The 15,316-nt window shown below is 70.8% G+C and carries 11 protein-coding genes; 5 read left to right on the top strand and 6 right to left on the bottom strand.

Annotation, left to right across the window (positions count from 1 at the left end; genetic code table 11):
• Window positions 1–27: 27 nt before the first annotated feature.
• On the bottom strand, window positions 28–453 hold the full coding sequence (locus ACMTAK_RS36940; RefSeq protein ID WP_413810184.1) for a QcrA and Rieske domain-containing protein: 426 nt from the start codon (window positions 451–453) through the stop codon (window positions 28–30).
• 198 nt (window positions 454–651) lie between these two features.
• On the opposite strand from ACMTAK_RS36940, the gene ACMTAK_RS36935 reads away from it, so the two are divergent.
• Window positions 652–1,710, top strand: coding sequence for a LacI family DNA-binding transcriptional regulator (locus ACMTAK_RS36935; RefSeq protein ID WP_413810183.1), 1,059 nt, complete (start codon window positions 652–654; stop codon window positions 1,708–1,710).
• Window positions 1,707–2,657, top strand: a complete 951-nt coding sequence (locus tag ACMTAK_RS36930; protein ID WP_413810182.1) for a carbohydrate kinase family protein — start codon at window positions 1,707–1,709, stop codon at window positions 2,655–2,657. Before ACMTAK_RS36935 ends, ACMTAK_RS36930 begins: the two co-directional genes overlap by 4 nt.
• A gap of 73 nt (window positions 2,658–2,730) precedes the next feature.
• Here the strand turns inward: ACMTAK_RS36930 and uvrA are convergent, their stop codons facing one another.
• Complete coding sequence (gene uvrA / locus ACMTAK_RS36925; RefSeq protein ID WP_413810181.1) at window positions 2,731–5,748, bottom strand: excinuclease ABC subunit UvrA; 3,018 nt, start codon at window positions 5,746–5,748, stop codon at window positions 2,731–2,733.
• A 229-nt stretch (window positions 5,749–5,977) separates the two neighbouring features.
• Here uvrA and ACMTAK_RS36920 point away from each other — a divergent pair, with 229 nt between their 5' ends.
• The 3 genes from ACMTAK_RS36920 to ACMTAK_RS36910 all read left to right on the top strand — a co-directional run bounded on the left by ACMTAK_RS36920 (window position 5,978) and on the right by ACMTAK_RS36910 (window position 8,817).
• The gene (locus ACMTAK_RS36920; RefSeq protein WP_413810180.1) at window positions 5,978–6,724 is read left to right on the top strand and encodes a maleylpyruvate isomerase family mycothiol-dependent enzyme; all 747 of its coding nucleotides are present in this window, start codon (window positions 5,978–5,980) and stop codon (window positions 6,722–6,724) included.
• 4 nt (window positions 6,725–6,728) lie between these two features.
• Complete coding sequence (locus ACMTAK_RS36915; protein WP_413810179.1) at window positions 6,729–7,385, top strand: MBL fold metallo-hydrolase; 657 nt, start codon at window positions 6,729–6,731, stop codon at window positions 7,383–7,385.
• Between the two features lie 121 nt (window positions 7,386–7,506).
• Window positions 7,507–8,817, top strand: coding sequence for an MFS transporter (locus ACMTAK_RS36910; RefSeq protein ID WP_413813107.1), 1,311 nt, complete (start codon window positions 7,507–7,509; stop codon window positions 8,815–8,817).
• Between the two features lie 88 nt (window positions 8,818–8,905).
• Here the strand turns inward: ACMTAK_RS36910 and ACMTAK_RS36905 are convergent, their stop codons facing one another.
• The 4 genes from ACMTAK_RS36905 to uvrB all read right to left on the bottom strand — a co-directional run bounded on the left by ACMTAK_RS36905 (window position 8,906) and on the right by uvrB (window position 15,183).
• Window positions 8,906–9,910 (bottom strand): TerC family protein, encoded by a 1,005-nt coding sequence (locus ACMTAK_RS36905; protein WP_413810178.1) that lies wholly within the window; start codon window positions 9,908–9,910, stop codon window positions 8,906–8,908.
• 242 nt (window positions 9,911–10,152) lie between these two features.
• Entirely contained in the window at window positions 10,153–12,093 is a 1,941-nt protein-coding gene (locus tag ACMTAK_RS36900; protein WP_413810177.1) for a TerD family protein, read from the bottom strand.
• Window positions 12,094–12,263: 170 nt separating this feature from the next.
• Complete coding sequence (locus ACMTAK_RS36895) at window positions 12,264–12,842, bottom strand: TerD family protein (protein ID WP_210949447.1); 579 nt, start codon at window positions 12,840–12,842, stop codon at window positions 12,264–12,266.
• A gap of 196 nt (window positions 12,843–13,038) precedes the next feature.
• Window positions 13,039–15,183 (bottom strand): excinuclease ABC subunit UvrB, encoded by a 2,145-nt coding sequence (gene uvrB / locus ACMTAK_RS36890; protein WP_413810176.1) that lies wholly within the window; start codon window positions 15,181–15,183, stop codon window positions 13,039–13,041.
• Between the last annotated feature and the right edge of the window lie 133 nt (window positions 15,184–15,316).

The following is a 15,316-nucleotide window of genomic DNA, read 5'->3' as shown; positions in this document are numbered from 1 at the left end:
GGCGCCCGCTCAGTCGTCAGGGGCCGCTCAGGCGTCGGGCCCCGCGACGAGCCGTCCGCCCTTCGCGGTGACCGGGACCGACGGCAGCGGCTTCTCCGCGGGGCCCTGGAGCACCTTGCCGGTGCGGGCGTCGAACTGGCTGCCGTGGCAGGGGCAGTTGATCTTGCCGTCCTCGACGGTGTCGACGACGCATCCGGCGTGGGTGCACACCGCGCTGAACGCCGTGAACTCCCCCTTGGCGGGCTGGGTGACCACCACCCGCTGCTCGCGGTAGATCTTGGCGCCGCCGACCGGCACGACACCGGCCGAGCCGAGCTCGACGGGGGCGGTGGGCGTCGGGGACGCCTTCTTGCCCGATCCGTCCGGGGAGCAGGCCGCCGCCCCGAGCCCGGCGGCTCCGGCCAGCGCGGCGCGGCACAGCACGGTTCGGCGGGAGGCGGGCTGGCTGGACATCTGCGGCTCCTGGGGGTGTGAGGGCCCTCCGACCATACCGGCACAGATCCTTCCGTTCGCCACCGCCTCCCTGTGCCGACGTAAGCGCTTGCGCAAACGTTTACGTCGAATCGAGGATGCGATACGTTACCTGCCCCCAGGGCCCCACGGAGCCAACGCCCGGCCCCCACGACCACACACCATCGAGGAGCGCAGCGGATGGCGACCATGGTCGACGTAGCCCGTCGCGCCGGAGTGTCCGTGGCCACCGTCTCGCATGTGCTCAACGAGACCCGGCCGGTCCGCCCCGGCACCCGTAAGGCCGTACTGGACGCCATCGACGACCTCGGATACATCCCCAATACGCTGGCGCGCTCCCTGGTGACCGCGCGCACCCGCTCGATCGGCCTGGCCGTCTCGGCGATCAGCAATCCGTACTTCACCGAGATCCTCCAGGGCGTCGAGTCCAGCGCCCTGGCGCGGGAGTACGGCCTGCTGATCGCCGATCCGCATGACGACCCCGCGCATGAGCTCACCGTCGTCCGGCTGCTCCATGAGCGACGGGTGGACGGCGTGATCGTCGCCCCGTCGGCCGAGCCCGCCGGGCTGCTGGAGTATCTGGGCCGCCGTAAGATCCCCGCCGTCTTCCTCGACCGGCTGGTCGGCGACGCCCATGACCAGGTGTGCGCCGAGAACGCGCGCCCTGTGGAACAACTGGTCGACCATCTCGCCGATCTCGGCCACCTCCGCATCGGGATGGTCGCGGGGCTGCCGGGGCTCAGCACCACCACCGAGCGGATCGCGGGTTACCGGGCCGGGCTGGAGCGGCACGGGCTGCCGTTCCGCCCCGGGCTGCTGGCCGAGGGCCACTCCGAGGCGCGGGGCGCGGAGGACGCCGTCCACCGGCTGCTGGCCTCGCCCGAACCGCCCACCGCGATCATCACCGCGAACAACGCGATGACCATCGGTGCGCTGCGCGCCCTGCGGACGGCGGGGCTGAGCGTGCCGGACGATCTCGCGCTGGTCTGCTTCGACGACTTCTCCTGGGCGGATGTCTTCTCCCCCGGGCTCACCGCGATCTCCCAGCCCAGCCAGGAGGTCGGCGCCACCGCCGTCCGGCTGCTGCTCGAGCGGCTGGAGAATCCGGGGCGCCCGCCGCGCACCGTACGGCTGCCCTGTGCCTTCGTCCACCGCACCTCGTGCGGCTGCGTGGCCGAAGCCCTCGACCGACCGCCCCCCGGAACTCCCGGACTCGCCGGAAAGGACCCCGTCTCGTGATCGTCGTCGCCGGAGAAGCCCTGATCGACCTCGTGCCCGAGCGCACGTCGAGCGCCGCGGCGGGGGGCCAGTTGCCCGCGCTGCGGCCCGCGCGCGGCGGCGGCCCGTACAACACCGCGCTGGCGCTGGGACGGCTCGGCTCGCCCACCGCGTTCTGCTCGCGGGTCTCCACGGACGGCTTCGGAGAGGCGCTGCTGGAGGGCCTGCGGAAGGACGGCGTGGACACCGCGCTGGTGCAGCGCGGCGAGGAGCCCACGACCCTGGCCGTCGCCTCCATCGGGGCCGATGGCTCGGCCGGGTACGGCTTCTATGTGCAGGGCACCGCGGACCGGCTCTTCACCCTGCCGCCGTCCCTTCCCGAAGGGGTGGACGCGCTGTCGCTGGGCACCTGCTCGCTGGTGCTGGAGCCGGGCGCGAGCGCGTACGAGGAACTGCTGCGGCGCGAGGCCGCGCGCGGGGTCTTCACCACGCTGGACCCCAATATCCGCACCGGCCTGATCCCCGACGCCGATGCCTACCGGGCCCGCTTCCACGGCTGGCTGCCCCATATCGGCCTGCTGAAGCTGTCCATAGAGGACGCCAGGTGGCTGGCCGACTCGGAGGACGCGGGAGATGTCGAGAGGGCCGTGGGCGCGTGGCTGGCGGCGGGCCCGGCGGCCGTGGTGCTCACCCATGGCGGGGAGGGGCTGAGCGTACGGCGCCAGGACGGCTCGGTGATCTCGGTGCCGGGCGAGCGGGTGGACATCGTGGACACCATCGGGGCGGGCGACACCGTGAACGCCGCGCTGCTGCACCGGCTGGCGGGGCACCAGGCGCTGTCGGCGCCCGCGCTGGCCAAGCTGGACGAGGCGTCCTGGCGGGATGTGCTGGGCTTCGCCGCCCGCGCCGCCGCGATCACCTGCTCCCGCGCGGGAGCGGAGCCGCCCTACGCCTCCGAGCTGGCCTGAGCCCAACCGGTTACGCCCGCGCTCGCGCCGCACCCGGGTCGGTCCGGGCGCGGCGCCGGCACAACGGCTTGGGCTACTTCGCGGCCGCCCGCTTGGAGGCGGCCGTGGTCTTGGCCGCCGCCTTCTTGGCCACGGTCTTCTTCGCCGCGGTCTTCTTGGCCGCCGTGGACTTCGCAGCGGCCTTCTTGGCGGGCGCCTTCTTGGTGGTCACGCCGCCCTTGCGCGCGGCGGGCACCGTGGCGTCGCTCACCCGGTCCCCCAGCATGTCCCGCAGGAACTTCCCGGTGTGGCTGACCGGGATCGAGGCCACGTCCTCCGGGGTGCCCTCGGCGATCACCAGACCGCCGCCGCTGCCGCCCTCGGGGCCCATGTCCACGACCCAGTCGGCCGTCTTGATCACATCGAGGTTGTGCTCGATGACGATCACCGTGTTGCCCTTGTCGACCAGGCCGGAGAGCACGCTGATCAGCTTGCTGATGTCCTCGAAGTGCAGACCGGTGGTCGGCTCGTCCAGCACATACACCGTGCGGCCGGTGGACCGCTTCTGGAGCTCGCTCGCCAGCTTGACGCGCTGGGCCTCACCGCCGGAGAGGGTCGGCGCGGGCTGCCCGAGCCGGACATAGCCCAGCCCGACCTCGTTGAGGGTGCGCAGATGGCGGGCGATGGTGGGCACGGCCTCGAAGAAGTCCAGGGCCTCCTCGATGGGCATGTCCAGCACCTCGGCGATGGACTTGCCCTTGTAGTGCACCTCCAGGGTCTCCCGGTTGTAGCGCGCGCCGTGGCAGACCTCGCACGGCACATACACATCCGGCAGGAAGTTCATCTCGATCTTGATGGTGCCGTCGCCGGAACAGTTCTCGCAGCGGCCGCCCTTGACATTGAAGGAGAACCGCCCGGGCTGATATCCGCGGACCTTGGCCTCCATCGTCTCCGCGAACAGCTTGCGCACATGGTCGAAGACGCCGGTGTACGTGGCCGGGTTCGAGCGCGGGGTGCGGCCGATGGGCGACTGGTCGACATGCACCACCTTGTCGACGAGATCGTCGCCGGCGACCCTGGTGTGCCGCCCGGGAACCGCCCGCGCACCGTTCAGCTCGCGGGCCAGATGGGTGTAGAGGATGTCGTTGACCAGTGTGGACTTACCCGATCCGGAGACACCGGTGACGGCGGTGAGCACCCCGAGCGGGAAGGACACATCGATGTCCTGGAGGTTGTTCTCCCTCGCGCCGTGGACCGTAAGGCGCCGCTTGGGGTCCATGGGCCGGCGCGCCGCCGGCAGCGGGATGGCCTTCTTGCCGGACAGATAGTGCCCGGTCACCGACTCCTGGTTGACCAGCAGCTCGCTCAGCGGCCCGCTGTGCACCACCTTGCCGCCGTGCTCGCCCGCGCCCGGGCCGATGTCCACCACCCAGTCCGAGGTCTTGATGGTGTCCTCGTCGTGCTCCACGACGATCAGGGTGTTGCCGAGGTCGCGCAGCCGCACCAGCGTCTCGATCAGCCGGTGGTTGTCGCGCTGGTGCAGACCGATGGACGGCTCGTCCAGCACATAGAGCACACCGACCAGGCCGGAGCCGATCTGGGTGGCCAGCCGGATGCGCTGGGCCTCGCCGCCGGAGAGGGTGCCCGCGGCGCGGTTGAGCGAGAGATAGTCCAGGCCGACGTCGACCAGGAACCGCAGCCGCTCGTTGACCTCCTTGAGGACCCGCTCGGCGATGGTCTTCTCACGCGCGCTCAGCTCCATGCGACGCAGGAACTCGGCGCATTCGCTGATCGACATCGCCGAGACGTCCGCGATGGACTTGTCCTGCACGGTGACGGCCAGGACGATCGGCTTGAGGCGGGTGCCCTCACAGGTGGGGCAGGGCACCTCGCGCATATAGCCCTCGAACCGCTCCCGGCTGGCGTCGCTCTCCGCCTCCGAATGGCGCCGCTTCACATAGGGCAGCGCGCCCTCGAAGGCCGTGGTGTACGCCCGCTGGCGGCCGTAGCGATTGCGGTAGCGGACCTCGATCTGGGTCCGGTGCCCGCCCAGCAGCGCCTTCTTGGCGCGCTGCGGAAGCCCGGCCCAGGGGACGTCGGTACGGAAGCCGAGCGCGTCGGCGAGCGCGCCGACCAGACGGCCGAAGTAGTCCTTGGTGTGGCCGTGGGACCAGGGGTGGATGGCGCCCTCGTCCAGCGACTTCTCCTCGTCCGGGACGATCAGCTCCGGGTCGACCTCCATCCGGGTGCCGATGCCGGTGCACTCCGGGCAGGCGCCGAAGGGCGAGTTGAAGGAGAAGGTGCGCGGCTCCAGCTCCTCGAAGGACAGGTCGTCGTACGGACAGTAGAGATGCTCGGAGAACATCCGCTCCCGCTGCGGGTCGTCCTCCTCCAGGTCCACGAAGTCGAGGATCACCATGCCGCCGGAGAGGCCGAGCGCGGTCTCCACCGAGTCCGTCAGCCGGCGCTTGGCGGTCTCCTTGACGGTGAGGCGGTCCACGACCACCTCGATGGTGTGCTTCTCCTGCTTCTTCAGCTTCGGCGGGTCGGACAGCTGGATGGTGGCGCCGTCCACCCGGGCGCGGCTGTAACCCTTGGTCTGGAGGTCGGAGAAGAGGTCGACGAACTCCCCCTTGCGCTCGCGCACCAGCGGGGAGAGCACCTGGAAGCGGCTGCCCTCGGGGAGCTCCAGCACCCGGTCCACGATCGCCTGCGGTGACTGGCGGGCGATCGGACGGCCGCACTCGGGGCAGTGCGGCTTGCCGATACGGGCGAACAGCAGCCGGAGGTAGTCATAGACCTCGGTGATGGTGCCGACCGTCGAGCGCGGGTTCCGCGAGGTCGACTTCTGGTCGATCGACACCGCGGGGGACAGGCCCTCGATGAAGTCCACATCGGGCTTGTCCATCTGCCCCAGGAACTGGCGGGCGTAGGAGGAGAGCGACTCGACGTACCGGCGCTGCCCCTCGGCGAAGATCGTGTCGAACGCGAGGGACGACTTGCCCGACCCGGACAGCCCGGTGAAGACGATGAGCGAGTCGCGAGGAAGGTCGAGTGAGACGTTCTTGAGGTTGTGCTCACGAGCGCCACGAACGATGAGACGGTCGGCCACGCCGGTCGGCACCTTTCTTGAGAGGGTCGGGGTGCGCCGAGCCCGCTCGCGGGGCGGCCCTGCCGGTCGGAGCAGAGGCGGAGCGGAGCGAAGCCCCCAACCCAGGGTATGGGGGCACGACGACGATGTCTTAAGGATGCAGCACACCGAGCCTATAGCACGCACATTCGATTTGCGGGACGCGGGAGCCGACTTCACCCGATCGTGTGGTGCGCACTACGGTCGGGTCATGACCGACTACGCCGGGGCCGACTACGCCCGGGACGCCGCCGCCGTGCAGGAGGCGACGGACCGGCTGCTGACCGCCGTCGCCGCCCTCGACGAGGCCTCCCTCACTCGTCCATCGGAGCTCCCGGGCTGGACCCGCGGCCATGTCCTGGCCCACCTGGCCCGCAACGCGGACGCGATGGTGAACCTTCTCACCTGGGCCAGGACCGGCGAAGAGACTCCGATGTACCGCGACGCGGAGACCCGCGACGCCGACATCCGGCGGGATGCCGCCCGGCCGCTGGCCGTCCACCTGGACGACCTGCGGACCAGCGCCACCCGCTTCGACGCGGCGGTCGCCGCGCTGCCCCCGGAGCGCCTGTCGTACGAGGTGACCCCGCGCGGCGGTGTCCGGGAGCCGGCCGCCGGGCTGCCGCTGCGCCGCCTCACCGAGGTCGAGTTGCACCATGTCGATCTCGGCATCGGCCGCACCGTGGCGGATCTCCCCGCCACGTTCGTCGAGAGCCTGCTCACCGTGCTGATTGGTACAAGGGTCGCCGGTCGCCCGGATATTCCCCCGCTGCGGCTGGCCACCGGGCCCGGCGAAGGCGACGTCCGGCACACCGGCCGCCCCGCCGCCCCCGGGGAGTCCCCGGTCACCGTCACCGGCTCCCCCGCCGCCCTGCTGGGCTGGCTCACCGGCCGTACGGACGGTGCCGGTCTCTCCTGCCCCGACGGTCCCTTGCCCGTCCTGCCCGCACTAGGCTGAGGCCATGACCTACAGCGGAGTGGTGACGGTCGGCGGACCGGCCGACGTGCATGAACTGCCCGATCTCATGATCTCGAAGGTCGCGGTGGGCCCCATGTCCAACAACGCCTATCTGCTGCGGTGCCGGGCCACCGACGAACAGCTGCTGATCGACGCCGCCGCGGAGCCGCACACCCTGCTCTCCCTCATCGGCGAGAGCGGGATCGCGTCCCTGGTCACCACCCACCGCCACCCGGACCACTGGGGCGCGCTGCGCGAGGTGATGGAGGCCACCGGCGCAACCACCTACGCGGGCCGCTACGACGCGGAGGGCATTCCGGCGCGCACCGACGTCCTGGTCGAGGACGGCGACACGCTGCGGGTCGGCCGGGTCGAGCTGACCGCCCGCCATCTGGTCGGCCACACCCCCGGCAGCATCGCCCTGATCTACGACGATCCGCACGGCCATCCGCATGTGTTCACCGGCGACTGCCTGTTCCCGGGCGGGGTCGGTAACACCCGTAAGGATCCCAAGGCGTTCGAGAGCCTGATCAACGACGTCGAGACCAAACTCTTCGACCAGCTCTCCGACGAGACCTGGGTCTACCCCGGCCACGGCGACGACACCACCCTCGGCGCCGAGCGCCCGCACCTCGGGGAGTGGCGCGAGCGCGGCTGGTAGCGGCGCTCGCACGGCCCCGGAGCGCCGCGCGCCTCCGTACGCCCCGTGACCCCCGGCGGGCCGGGGCGGTTGTCGCGTCATGCAGCACGACCGCTCACCGCAGCATGACCGCTCACCGTCCATGGCCCGCCTCGCCGCCGCGTCCCTGGTCGGCACCGCGATCGAGTTCTACGACTTCTTCGTCTACGGCACGGCCGCGGCGCTCGTCCTCGGCCCGCTGTTCTTCCCCACCTTCTCGCCGCTGGCCGGCACCCTCGCCGCCTTCGGCACCTTCGCCGTCGGCTTCGTCTCCCGGCCGCTGGGCTCGATGCTCTTCGGGCCCCTCGGCGACCGCCACGGGCGCCGTCCGGTGCTCATCGCCTCGCTGATGCTCACCGGTCTCGCGACCGTCGCCGTGGGTTTCGTCCCGACCTATGACTCGATCGGCATCGCCGCCCCCGTCCTGCTGCTCGTGCTGCGCTTCCTCCAGGGGCTGGGGCTGGGCGGCGAATGGGGCGGCGCGGTGCTGCTGACCGCCGAGCACGCGCCCGCCGCGAGGCGCGGGCTGTGGTCTGGCTTTCCGCAGGTCGGCCCGTCCATCGGCTTTCTGCTGGCCAACGGCACGATGCTGGCCCTGTCGGCCGCGCTGAGCGACGGCGAGTTCCGGTCCTGGGGATGGCGGGTGCCGTTCTGGGGCGCGGGGCTGCTGGCGGGCGCCGGGCTGCTGCTGCGGGCCCAGGTGACCGAGTCCCCGCGGTTCCGGGAGCTGGCCGAGCGCGGCGAGCAGGCCGCGGCGCCGCTGGCCGAGGTGGTGCGCGGCCACTGGCGGCTGGTCCTGCTGACCGCGGGCGGGCTGGCGGTGGGCTACTCCGTCTTCTACGCGGTCACGACCTGGTCGCTGGCATACGGCACGGAGCGGCTCGGGGTGGCCCGCACCACCCTGCTGGGCTGCATCATGGCGGCCGTGGCGGTCCTGGGCGCCCTGACGCCCCTGGCGGCCCATCTCGGCGACCGCTTCGGGCGGCGGCCGATGTGCCTGGTGGGCTGCGCGGCCATCGTGGTGTGGATGTTTCCGCTGGTGGCGCTGTTGCGCACCGGTGAGCCGCCGCTGATGTTCCTGGGCTTCCTGGGCGCGCTGCTCTCCTTCATCACCATGTTCGCCGTGACCTCGGCCTATCTGCCCGAGCTGTTCGAGGCGCGGGTGCGCTGTACGGGGGCGGCGCTCGGCTACAACCTCGCGGGCGTCCTGGGCGGGGCGCTCACGCCGATCGTGGCGACGGCGGTGTCCCACGGCGACGGCCCGCCCTGGGGCGTCGCCGTGTATCTGACCGCCGTGGCGCTGCTGAGCCTGGGCTGTTTCGCCCTGCTGCCGGAGACACGGCCGACGGCCGACCGTCCGGACGGTGGACGGTCGGCCGTACGGCCTCTGGAGGCCGGGGAGGCGGCTGTGTGAGCCCGTCTCCCGGATCCTGGACTGGACAGCTGCCGGACGCCGCCGGGCGCTCTCGGGCGCCGTCAGGGCGGTGACGCCGCGGGCGCCGTCAGACGTCGACGCTGTCCTTGTCCCGGGCCCGGTCCTCCCCGCTCCCCGCCTCCGCCAGGGCCTGTTTCCTCGAGGCGTACAGACTGGTGGCCGTGGTGACGGCGAGCACCGCGCAGATGACGCCGAGCGAGACCGGGATGCTGATCTCCGGCACATGCACCCCGGACTCGTGCAGCGCGTGCAGCACCAGCTTGACGCCGATGAAGCCGAGGATGATCGACAGTCCGTATGAGAGGTGGACCAGCTTCCTGAGCAGGCCGCCGATGAGGAAGTACAGCTGGCGCAGGCCCATCAGCGCGAAGGCGTTGGCGGTGAAGACGATGTACGGGTCCTGGGTGAGGCCGAAGATCGCGGGTATCGAGTCCAGCGCGAAGAGGACGTCGGTGGTGCCGATCGCCAGCATGACGATCAGCATCGGGGTCATCAGCCGCTTGCCGTTCTCCACGATGAACAGCTTGGTGTCGTGGTACCGGTCGGTGGACGGGAACCGCTTCTCGACCGCCTTGAGCAGCCGGTTCTCCTCGAACTCCTCTTCCTCCTCATCGGCCCGCGCCTCCTGGATGAGCTTCCAGGCCGTCCAGATGAGGAAGGCGCCGAAGATGTAGAAGACCCAGGCGAAGGTCGAGACGATCGCGGCGCCGGCGGCGATGAAGACCGCGCGCAGCACCAGGGCGATGAGCACACCCACCATCAGCACGCGCTGCTGGTAGATCGTCGGCACGGCGAACTTCGCCATGATCAGGACGAAGACGAAGAGGTTGTCGACGCTCAGCGACTTCTCGGTGATGAAGCCCGCGAAAAACTCGCCGGAGGGCTGGCCGCCGGCGAAGACCAGCAGCCCGAGCCCGAAGAGCCCGGCGAGTGCGACCCAGACGGCGGTCCAGATCCCGGCCTCCTTGATGGAGACCTCATGCGGTTTGCGGCCGCCTATGAAGAAGTCGACGGCGATCAGGGCGCAGAGGCCGATGATCGTCAGCCCCCACATGGTCACGGATACGTCCACGGTTCCTCCGGCATTCGTACGGCAGTCTCAGCGTCGTCGCTGCCGGAGGTCTCTTCCGCCCATGGACCGCGCCGTGGACCGGTGCCCCGGGATTCCGTCCGGCCTCCTGGTGCCGGACGGAATCCGTGGTGACGGGAACACCGCTAAGGAGTACTCCCCTCCGCGTAAAAGAGAGTACAGGAATCCCCATGAAAGAGTAAAGAGAAAGGCAAAAGTCCTGGTCAGGACCCAATCAGCCCTGGTCAGCCGCCATAGGACTGGCGGGCCCGCGCGGCCCTCAGAGCCTGCGCGGCCCTCCCCACCTCCCCCAGCACCTGGTCCAGCACCCGGCTGCCCGGCGGCACCATCGGCGGCTCGTACGTCCACGCGTGGCCCACCCAGGGGTCGGCGAGATGGTCGTCGGCCACCGGCGTGAGCCGCAGCAGCGACCGCCACAGCGGGTCCAGCACCGGACCGTAGGCCCGCGCGTCCTCGCGGTCGGCGACCATCATCAGATGCACGCCCACCGAGGGCCCCTCGTCCGCCAGATAGCGCAGCTGGGTGACGGCCCGGTCGTCGAAGCCGTGCGGGAAGTCATGGACGATCAGCAGCTGCTCGGCGGTGTCCAGATCCGGCGGCAGCGCGTCCGTGGCCCGGCTGCGGATCGCCATCTGCACCAGGTCGACACGCTGGGTCAGCGCGGCGAGCACCGCCGAGACCCCCTGGGCCCCGGCCGCCGGCGGCTCGGCCAGCACACCCGCCCCCACCAGCGGCGCGAAAGAGCCCGCGGCCGAACCCGCCGGGTCGATCACATGCACCGCGAACTCCCCGGCCGGATAGACGGCCAGCATCCGCGCCGCGATCGCCACCGCCGCGTCCGCCGCCAGCCTGCGCAGCTCACCGGAGTCGGCCGGCCCGTCGAACGAGCCCGAACGCCCGGCGTCGATCCACAGCCCCCGCTCCAGCGGCAGCCGCACCAGCATCGGGATGCGCAGATCGGCACGCTCCGGAAGGTACAGATCGCCCAGGCGCAGGGCCATCGGAACCTCCATCGGCACCTGGTACGCCTGCCACACCGGACTGTCCCAGCGGGCGTACGCGTACGGCAGCGCGGGCTCCACCACCTCGGCCTCGGCGATGAGCTGCGCCAGATCGCGATCGAGGGCGATCCGGGCCTGCTCGACAAGGTCGGTCTGCTTGGCGCGCGCCTCGGCGCGCGCGGAGTCGGCGGCCGGGCCCACCCGGGTGCGCGGGTCGGAGAGCACCCGGTCCAGCTCCTGCTCCATGCGGGATTCGGCGAAGTCCACCGCGCTGCGGTAGGCCGCGGTCGTCCGGGCCAGGTCCTCGAACATGCCCCAGACCTGGTTGTAGAGCCGCTCGTCCATGGACCAGCCGGAGGCGTCGCCCGCGACCGGCTGGGCGGGCTGCCCGGGCGCGACGGGGGGCGCCGCGGGCGGGGGTGTGGGCGGCGCGGCCGTGCGGCGGCCCGGGTGCTGGTAGTCGATGGACCCTCCGGCCGCGGGCGTGCCCTGCGGCTGCTGCGGCGGGGTCTGCGGCTGGGCGGGGGCCGGGTCGGTGCCGCCGCCCGCGGCGGCCGTGCGCACCCGGCCGTCGCCCTCCGGGCGGGGCGGGGGCTGGGCGACCGAGCGGGCCACGCCGCGGGCCACCGCCTCGTTGATCCGCGCCGCGAGGTCGGTGCCCTGCTCCAGCCCCTGGTCGTGCAGCATGGCGGCCAGCCCGCCCGCGTACCCCTGGCCGATGGCGCGCACCTTCCAGGCGCCCTGCCTGCGGTAGAGCTCCAGGGCCGCCACCGCGGACTCCGAGTCCAGATCGGTGATGGTGTAGCTGGCGATCTCGGTGCCGTCGAGGCCGGTGACGGCGACGAACGGCGCGGCCATGGCGCCGAACCGGGTCGGGCCGCCGACGCCGGCCGGCAGCGCGAGCAGCACGGTGACCCGGTGGATGTGTTCGGGCATCGCGTCGAGGTCCACGGCGAGCCGGTGGTCGGCCGCCGCCTGTCTGGGCACCTCTATCCCGGCCAGCTGGGGCGAGGCGGGATGCGCGACCCATTCGGCGCCGTGCACCGTGCCCCGCTCATCGCCGAGTGTCGCCCCGGCCACGATCGGATTGCCCGCAGAGATCCGGATCTCCAAACGGGTCTGGGGCAGCGGGTGGTTCTGCCCTCGGACCAGCTCGGCCGTCATGGCTGCGTCCCCTCGTTGTGTTCCGCTGTGTGCCCTACGTGTTGTGTGGTGGTGCGGTGGTGCGGTGGTGCGGTGAGCGCGTCGGCCCGGCGAGCTCTGCTCAACCGGGCCGACGCGCTCACCTGGGCGGTACGCCAGATGCCGTACGCCTCTACAGATGCGGTACGCCTTTACAGATGCGGCAGGATGTGCGGCATCAGGTCCTGGAAGGTGCGGCCGTTGGCCGGCTCGCCGACCGCCTTCATCTGCCAGGAACCGCCCGCGCGCTGGACCGTGGCCATGATCTGGGCGGTGTACTGCCCGCCGCCGGTGAGGGTGTAGCGGGCGAGCTCCTGGCCGTTGGTCTCGTCCACCAGCCGGCAGAACGCGTTCTGCACCTCGGCGAAGGTCTGGCCGGTGAAGGAGTTCACCGTGAAGACGATCTGGTCGATGTGGACGGGCACCCGCTGGAGGTCGACCAGGATCGCCTCGTCGTCGCCGCCCTGTCCGGCGCCGCCCACGAGGTTGTCACCGGTGTGGCGAACCGAGCCGTCGTCGCTGACCAGGTGGCGGAAGAAGACGACATCGGTCGGCTGCTTGTCGGCGAAGAGGACGGCCGACGCGTCGAGGTCGATCTCCCGCGTACGGGAGCCGAACAGCCCGCGGCGGGGCGCCGCCTGCCAGCCCAGCCCCATCCGCACCGCGGTCAGGGTGCCCCCGTCGGCCTTCTGCAGGCTGATGGCCTGTCCCTTGGACATGTTGACCGTCACGCGCTGTCCCTACTCTCATCTCTCGATTCCCCGTGGCCGCCGCGGGTGTGCGGCCGTCGCCGCGCCGTACGCACGGCCCTTCCGAAAACCCTATGCACTGTGGCCAGGGCTCCGGCCGGACGAGCGGACTTTTGTGTCGGTCTTGCAACACAGGGAACCCGCGGGCGCCCCGGTGAGGACCCGGGGCGCCCGGTGATCAGGAAACTCCGGCCTCCCTCATCTGCCGCAGCTCCTTCTTCAACTCCGAGACCTCGTCGCGCAGTCGGGCCGCCACCTCGAACTGGAGCTCCGCCGCCGCGGCCCGCATGCGGTCGGTCATCTCCTCGATCTGCTCGGCGAGCTCGGCCGCGGGCCGGTCGGTCAGCACCGCCTCCTTGGCCTTGCCCTTGGCGGCCTTGGCCTTGCCACCCTTGGCCGCCTTGCCGCCGGCCGCCGGCTCGGCCGCCTTCGCGCCCTTGCCGTCCTTCGCCTTGCGGTAGCCGGTGCCGAGCAGCTGCTCGGTGTCGACGTCCTCGCGGGCGATCTGGGCCACGATGTCGTTGATCTTCTTCCGCAGCGGCTGCGGATCGATCTTGTTGGCCTTGTTGAACGCGACCTGCTTCTCGCGGCGGCGGTTGGTCTCGTCGATGGCCTTCGCCATCGCCGGGGTGACCTTGTCGGCGTACATATGCACCTGGCCCGAGACGTTACGAGCGGCACGGCCGATGGTCTGGATCAGCGAGGTGCCCGAGCGCAGGAAGCCCTCCTTGTCCGCGTCGAGGATGGCGACCAGCGAGACCTCCGGAAGGTCGAGGCCCTCCCGCAGCAGGTTGATGCCCACCAGTACGTCGAACTCACCGGCGCGCAGCTCGCGCAGCAGCTCCACCCGGCGCAGGGTGTCCACATCGCTGTGCAGATAGCGCACCTGGATGCCCAACTCGAGCATGTAGTCGGTGAGGTCCTCGGCCATCTTCTTGGTGAGGGTGGTGACCAGGACGCGCTCGTCCTTCTCGGTGCGGGTGCGGATCTCATGGACGAGATCGTCGATCTGGCCCTCGGTCGGCTTGACGACGACCTCCGGGTCGACCAGGCCGGTCGGGCGGATGATCTGCTCCACGAAGCCGTCGCCGCGGGACATCTCGTACGTCCCCGGGGTGGCCGAGAGATAGACCGTCTGGCCGACGCGCTCCAGGAACTCCTCCCACTTCAGCGGGCGGTTGTCCAGTGCGGAGGGCAGCCGGAAGCCGTGCTCGATCAGGGTCCGCTTCCGGGAGGCGTCGCCCTCGTACATCGCGCCGATCTGCGGCACCGTGACATGCGACTCGTCGATGACCAGGAGGAAGTCCTCCGGGAAGTAGTCCAGCAGGGTGTGCGGCGGGGATCCGGTCTCACGGCCGTCGATGTGCAGCGAGTAGTTCTCGATGCCGGAGCAGGTGCCGATCTGCCGCATCATCTCGATGTCGTAGGTGGTGCGCATCCGCAGCCGCTGGGCCTCCAGCAGCTTGCCCTGCTTCTCCATCCGGGCCAGCGTCTCGGTGAGCTCGGCCTCGATCCCGGCGATGGCCTTCTCCATGCGCTCGGGCCCGGCCACATAGTGGGTGGCCGGGAACACATACAGCTCCTGGTCGTCGCTGATCACTTCGCCGGTGAGCGGATGGAGCGTGGACAGCGCCTCGATCTCGTCGCCGAACATCTCGATGCGGACCGCGAGCTCCTCGTAAACCGGGAAGATCTCGATGGTGTCGCCGCGGACCCGGAAGGTGCCCCGGGTGAAAGCCATGTCATTGCGGTTGTACTGAATATCGACAAAGCGACGCAGCAGCTGATCGCGGTCGATCTCCTCACCGACCTTGAGCCGCACCATACGGTCCACGTACTCCTGCGGCGTACCGAGGCCGTAGATGCAGGAGACGGAGGCCACCACGACCACGTCACGCCGGGTGAGCAGCGAGTTCGTCGCCGAGTGGCGCAGCCGCTCCACCTCCTCGTTGATCGAGGAGTCCTTCTCGATATAGGTGTCCGACTGCGGGACGTACGCCTCGGGCTGGTAGTAGTCGTAGTACGAGACGAAGTACTCGACCGCGTTGTTCGGCAGCAGCTCGCGGAACTCATTGGCCAGCTGGGCGGCCAGCGTCTTGTTCGGAGCCATGACCAGCGTGGGCCGCTGAAGTTTCTCGATCATCCATGCGGTGGTCGCGGACTTGCCGGTGCCGGTCGCGCCGAGCAGGACGACGTCCCTCTCCCCCGCGCGGACGCGCCGGTCGAGGTCGGCGATGGCGGTGGGCTGGTCACCGCTGGGCTGATAGGGGCTGACGACCTCGAAGGGCGCCACCTTGCGTTCGAGCTGAGTTACGGGCCGCATGAGACCAACCGTACGACTCACCACTGACAACGGCGGAGCGCTCGTCCACGCCACCCTCGCCCCGGCCCTCTGGCCGGATTCGGACGATCATGCACACGATGTCGCCCGTGGCACGAATTTTCCGTCCATCCGG

Origin of the sequence: Streptomyces lacaronensis (genome assembly GCF_047337785.1) — a bacterium.
In the GTDB taxonomy this organism is placed as follows: Bacteria; Actinomycetota; Actinomycetes; order Streptomycetales; family Streptomycetaceae; genus Streptomyces; species Streptomyces lycopersici.
The sequence above is the reverse complement of the archived record's forward strand: the minus strand, read 5'-3'. Positions and strand labels throughout refer to the sequence as shown.

Bases quoted from the DNA above. Each gene is read 5' to 3' on its own strand.
- ACMTAK_RS36935 (WP_413810183.1), top strand. From the start codon at position 652: ATGGCGACCATGGTCGACGTAGCCCGTCGCGCCGGAGTGTCCGTGGCC.
- ACMTAK_RS36900 (WP_413810177.1), bottom strand. From the start codon at position 12,093: ATGACGGCCGAGCTGGTCCGAGGGCAGAACCACCCGCTGCCCCAGACC.
- ACMTAK_RS36920 (WP_413810180.1), top strand. From the start codon at position 5,978: ATGACCGACTACGCCGGGGCCGACTACGCCCGGGACGCCGCCGCCGTG.
- ACMTAK_RS36915 (WP_413810179.1), top strand. From the start codon at position 6,729: ATGACCTACAGCGGAGTGGTGACGGTCGGCGGACCGGCCGACGTGCAT.
- ACMTAK_RS36940 (WP_413810184.1), bottom strand. From the start codon at position 453: ATGTCCAGCCAGCCCGCCTCCCGCCGAACCGTGCTGTGCCGCGCCGCG.
- ACMTAK_RS36910 (WP_413813107.1), top strand. From the start codon at position 7,507: ATGGCCCGCCTCGCCGCCGCGTCCCTGGTCGGCACCGCGATCGAGTTC.
- uvrB (WP_413810176.1), bottom strand. From the start codon at position 15,183: ATGCGGCCCGTAACTCAGCTCGAACGCAAGGTGGCGCCCTTCGAGGTC.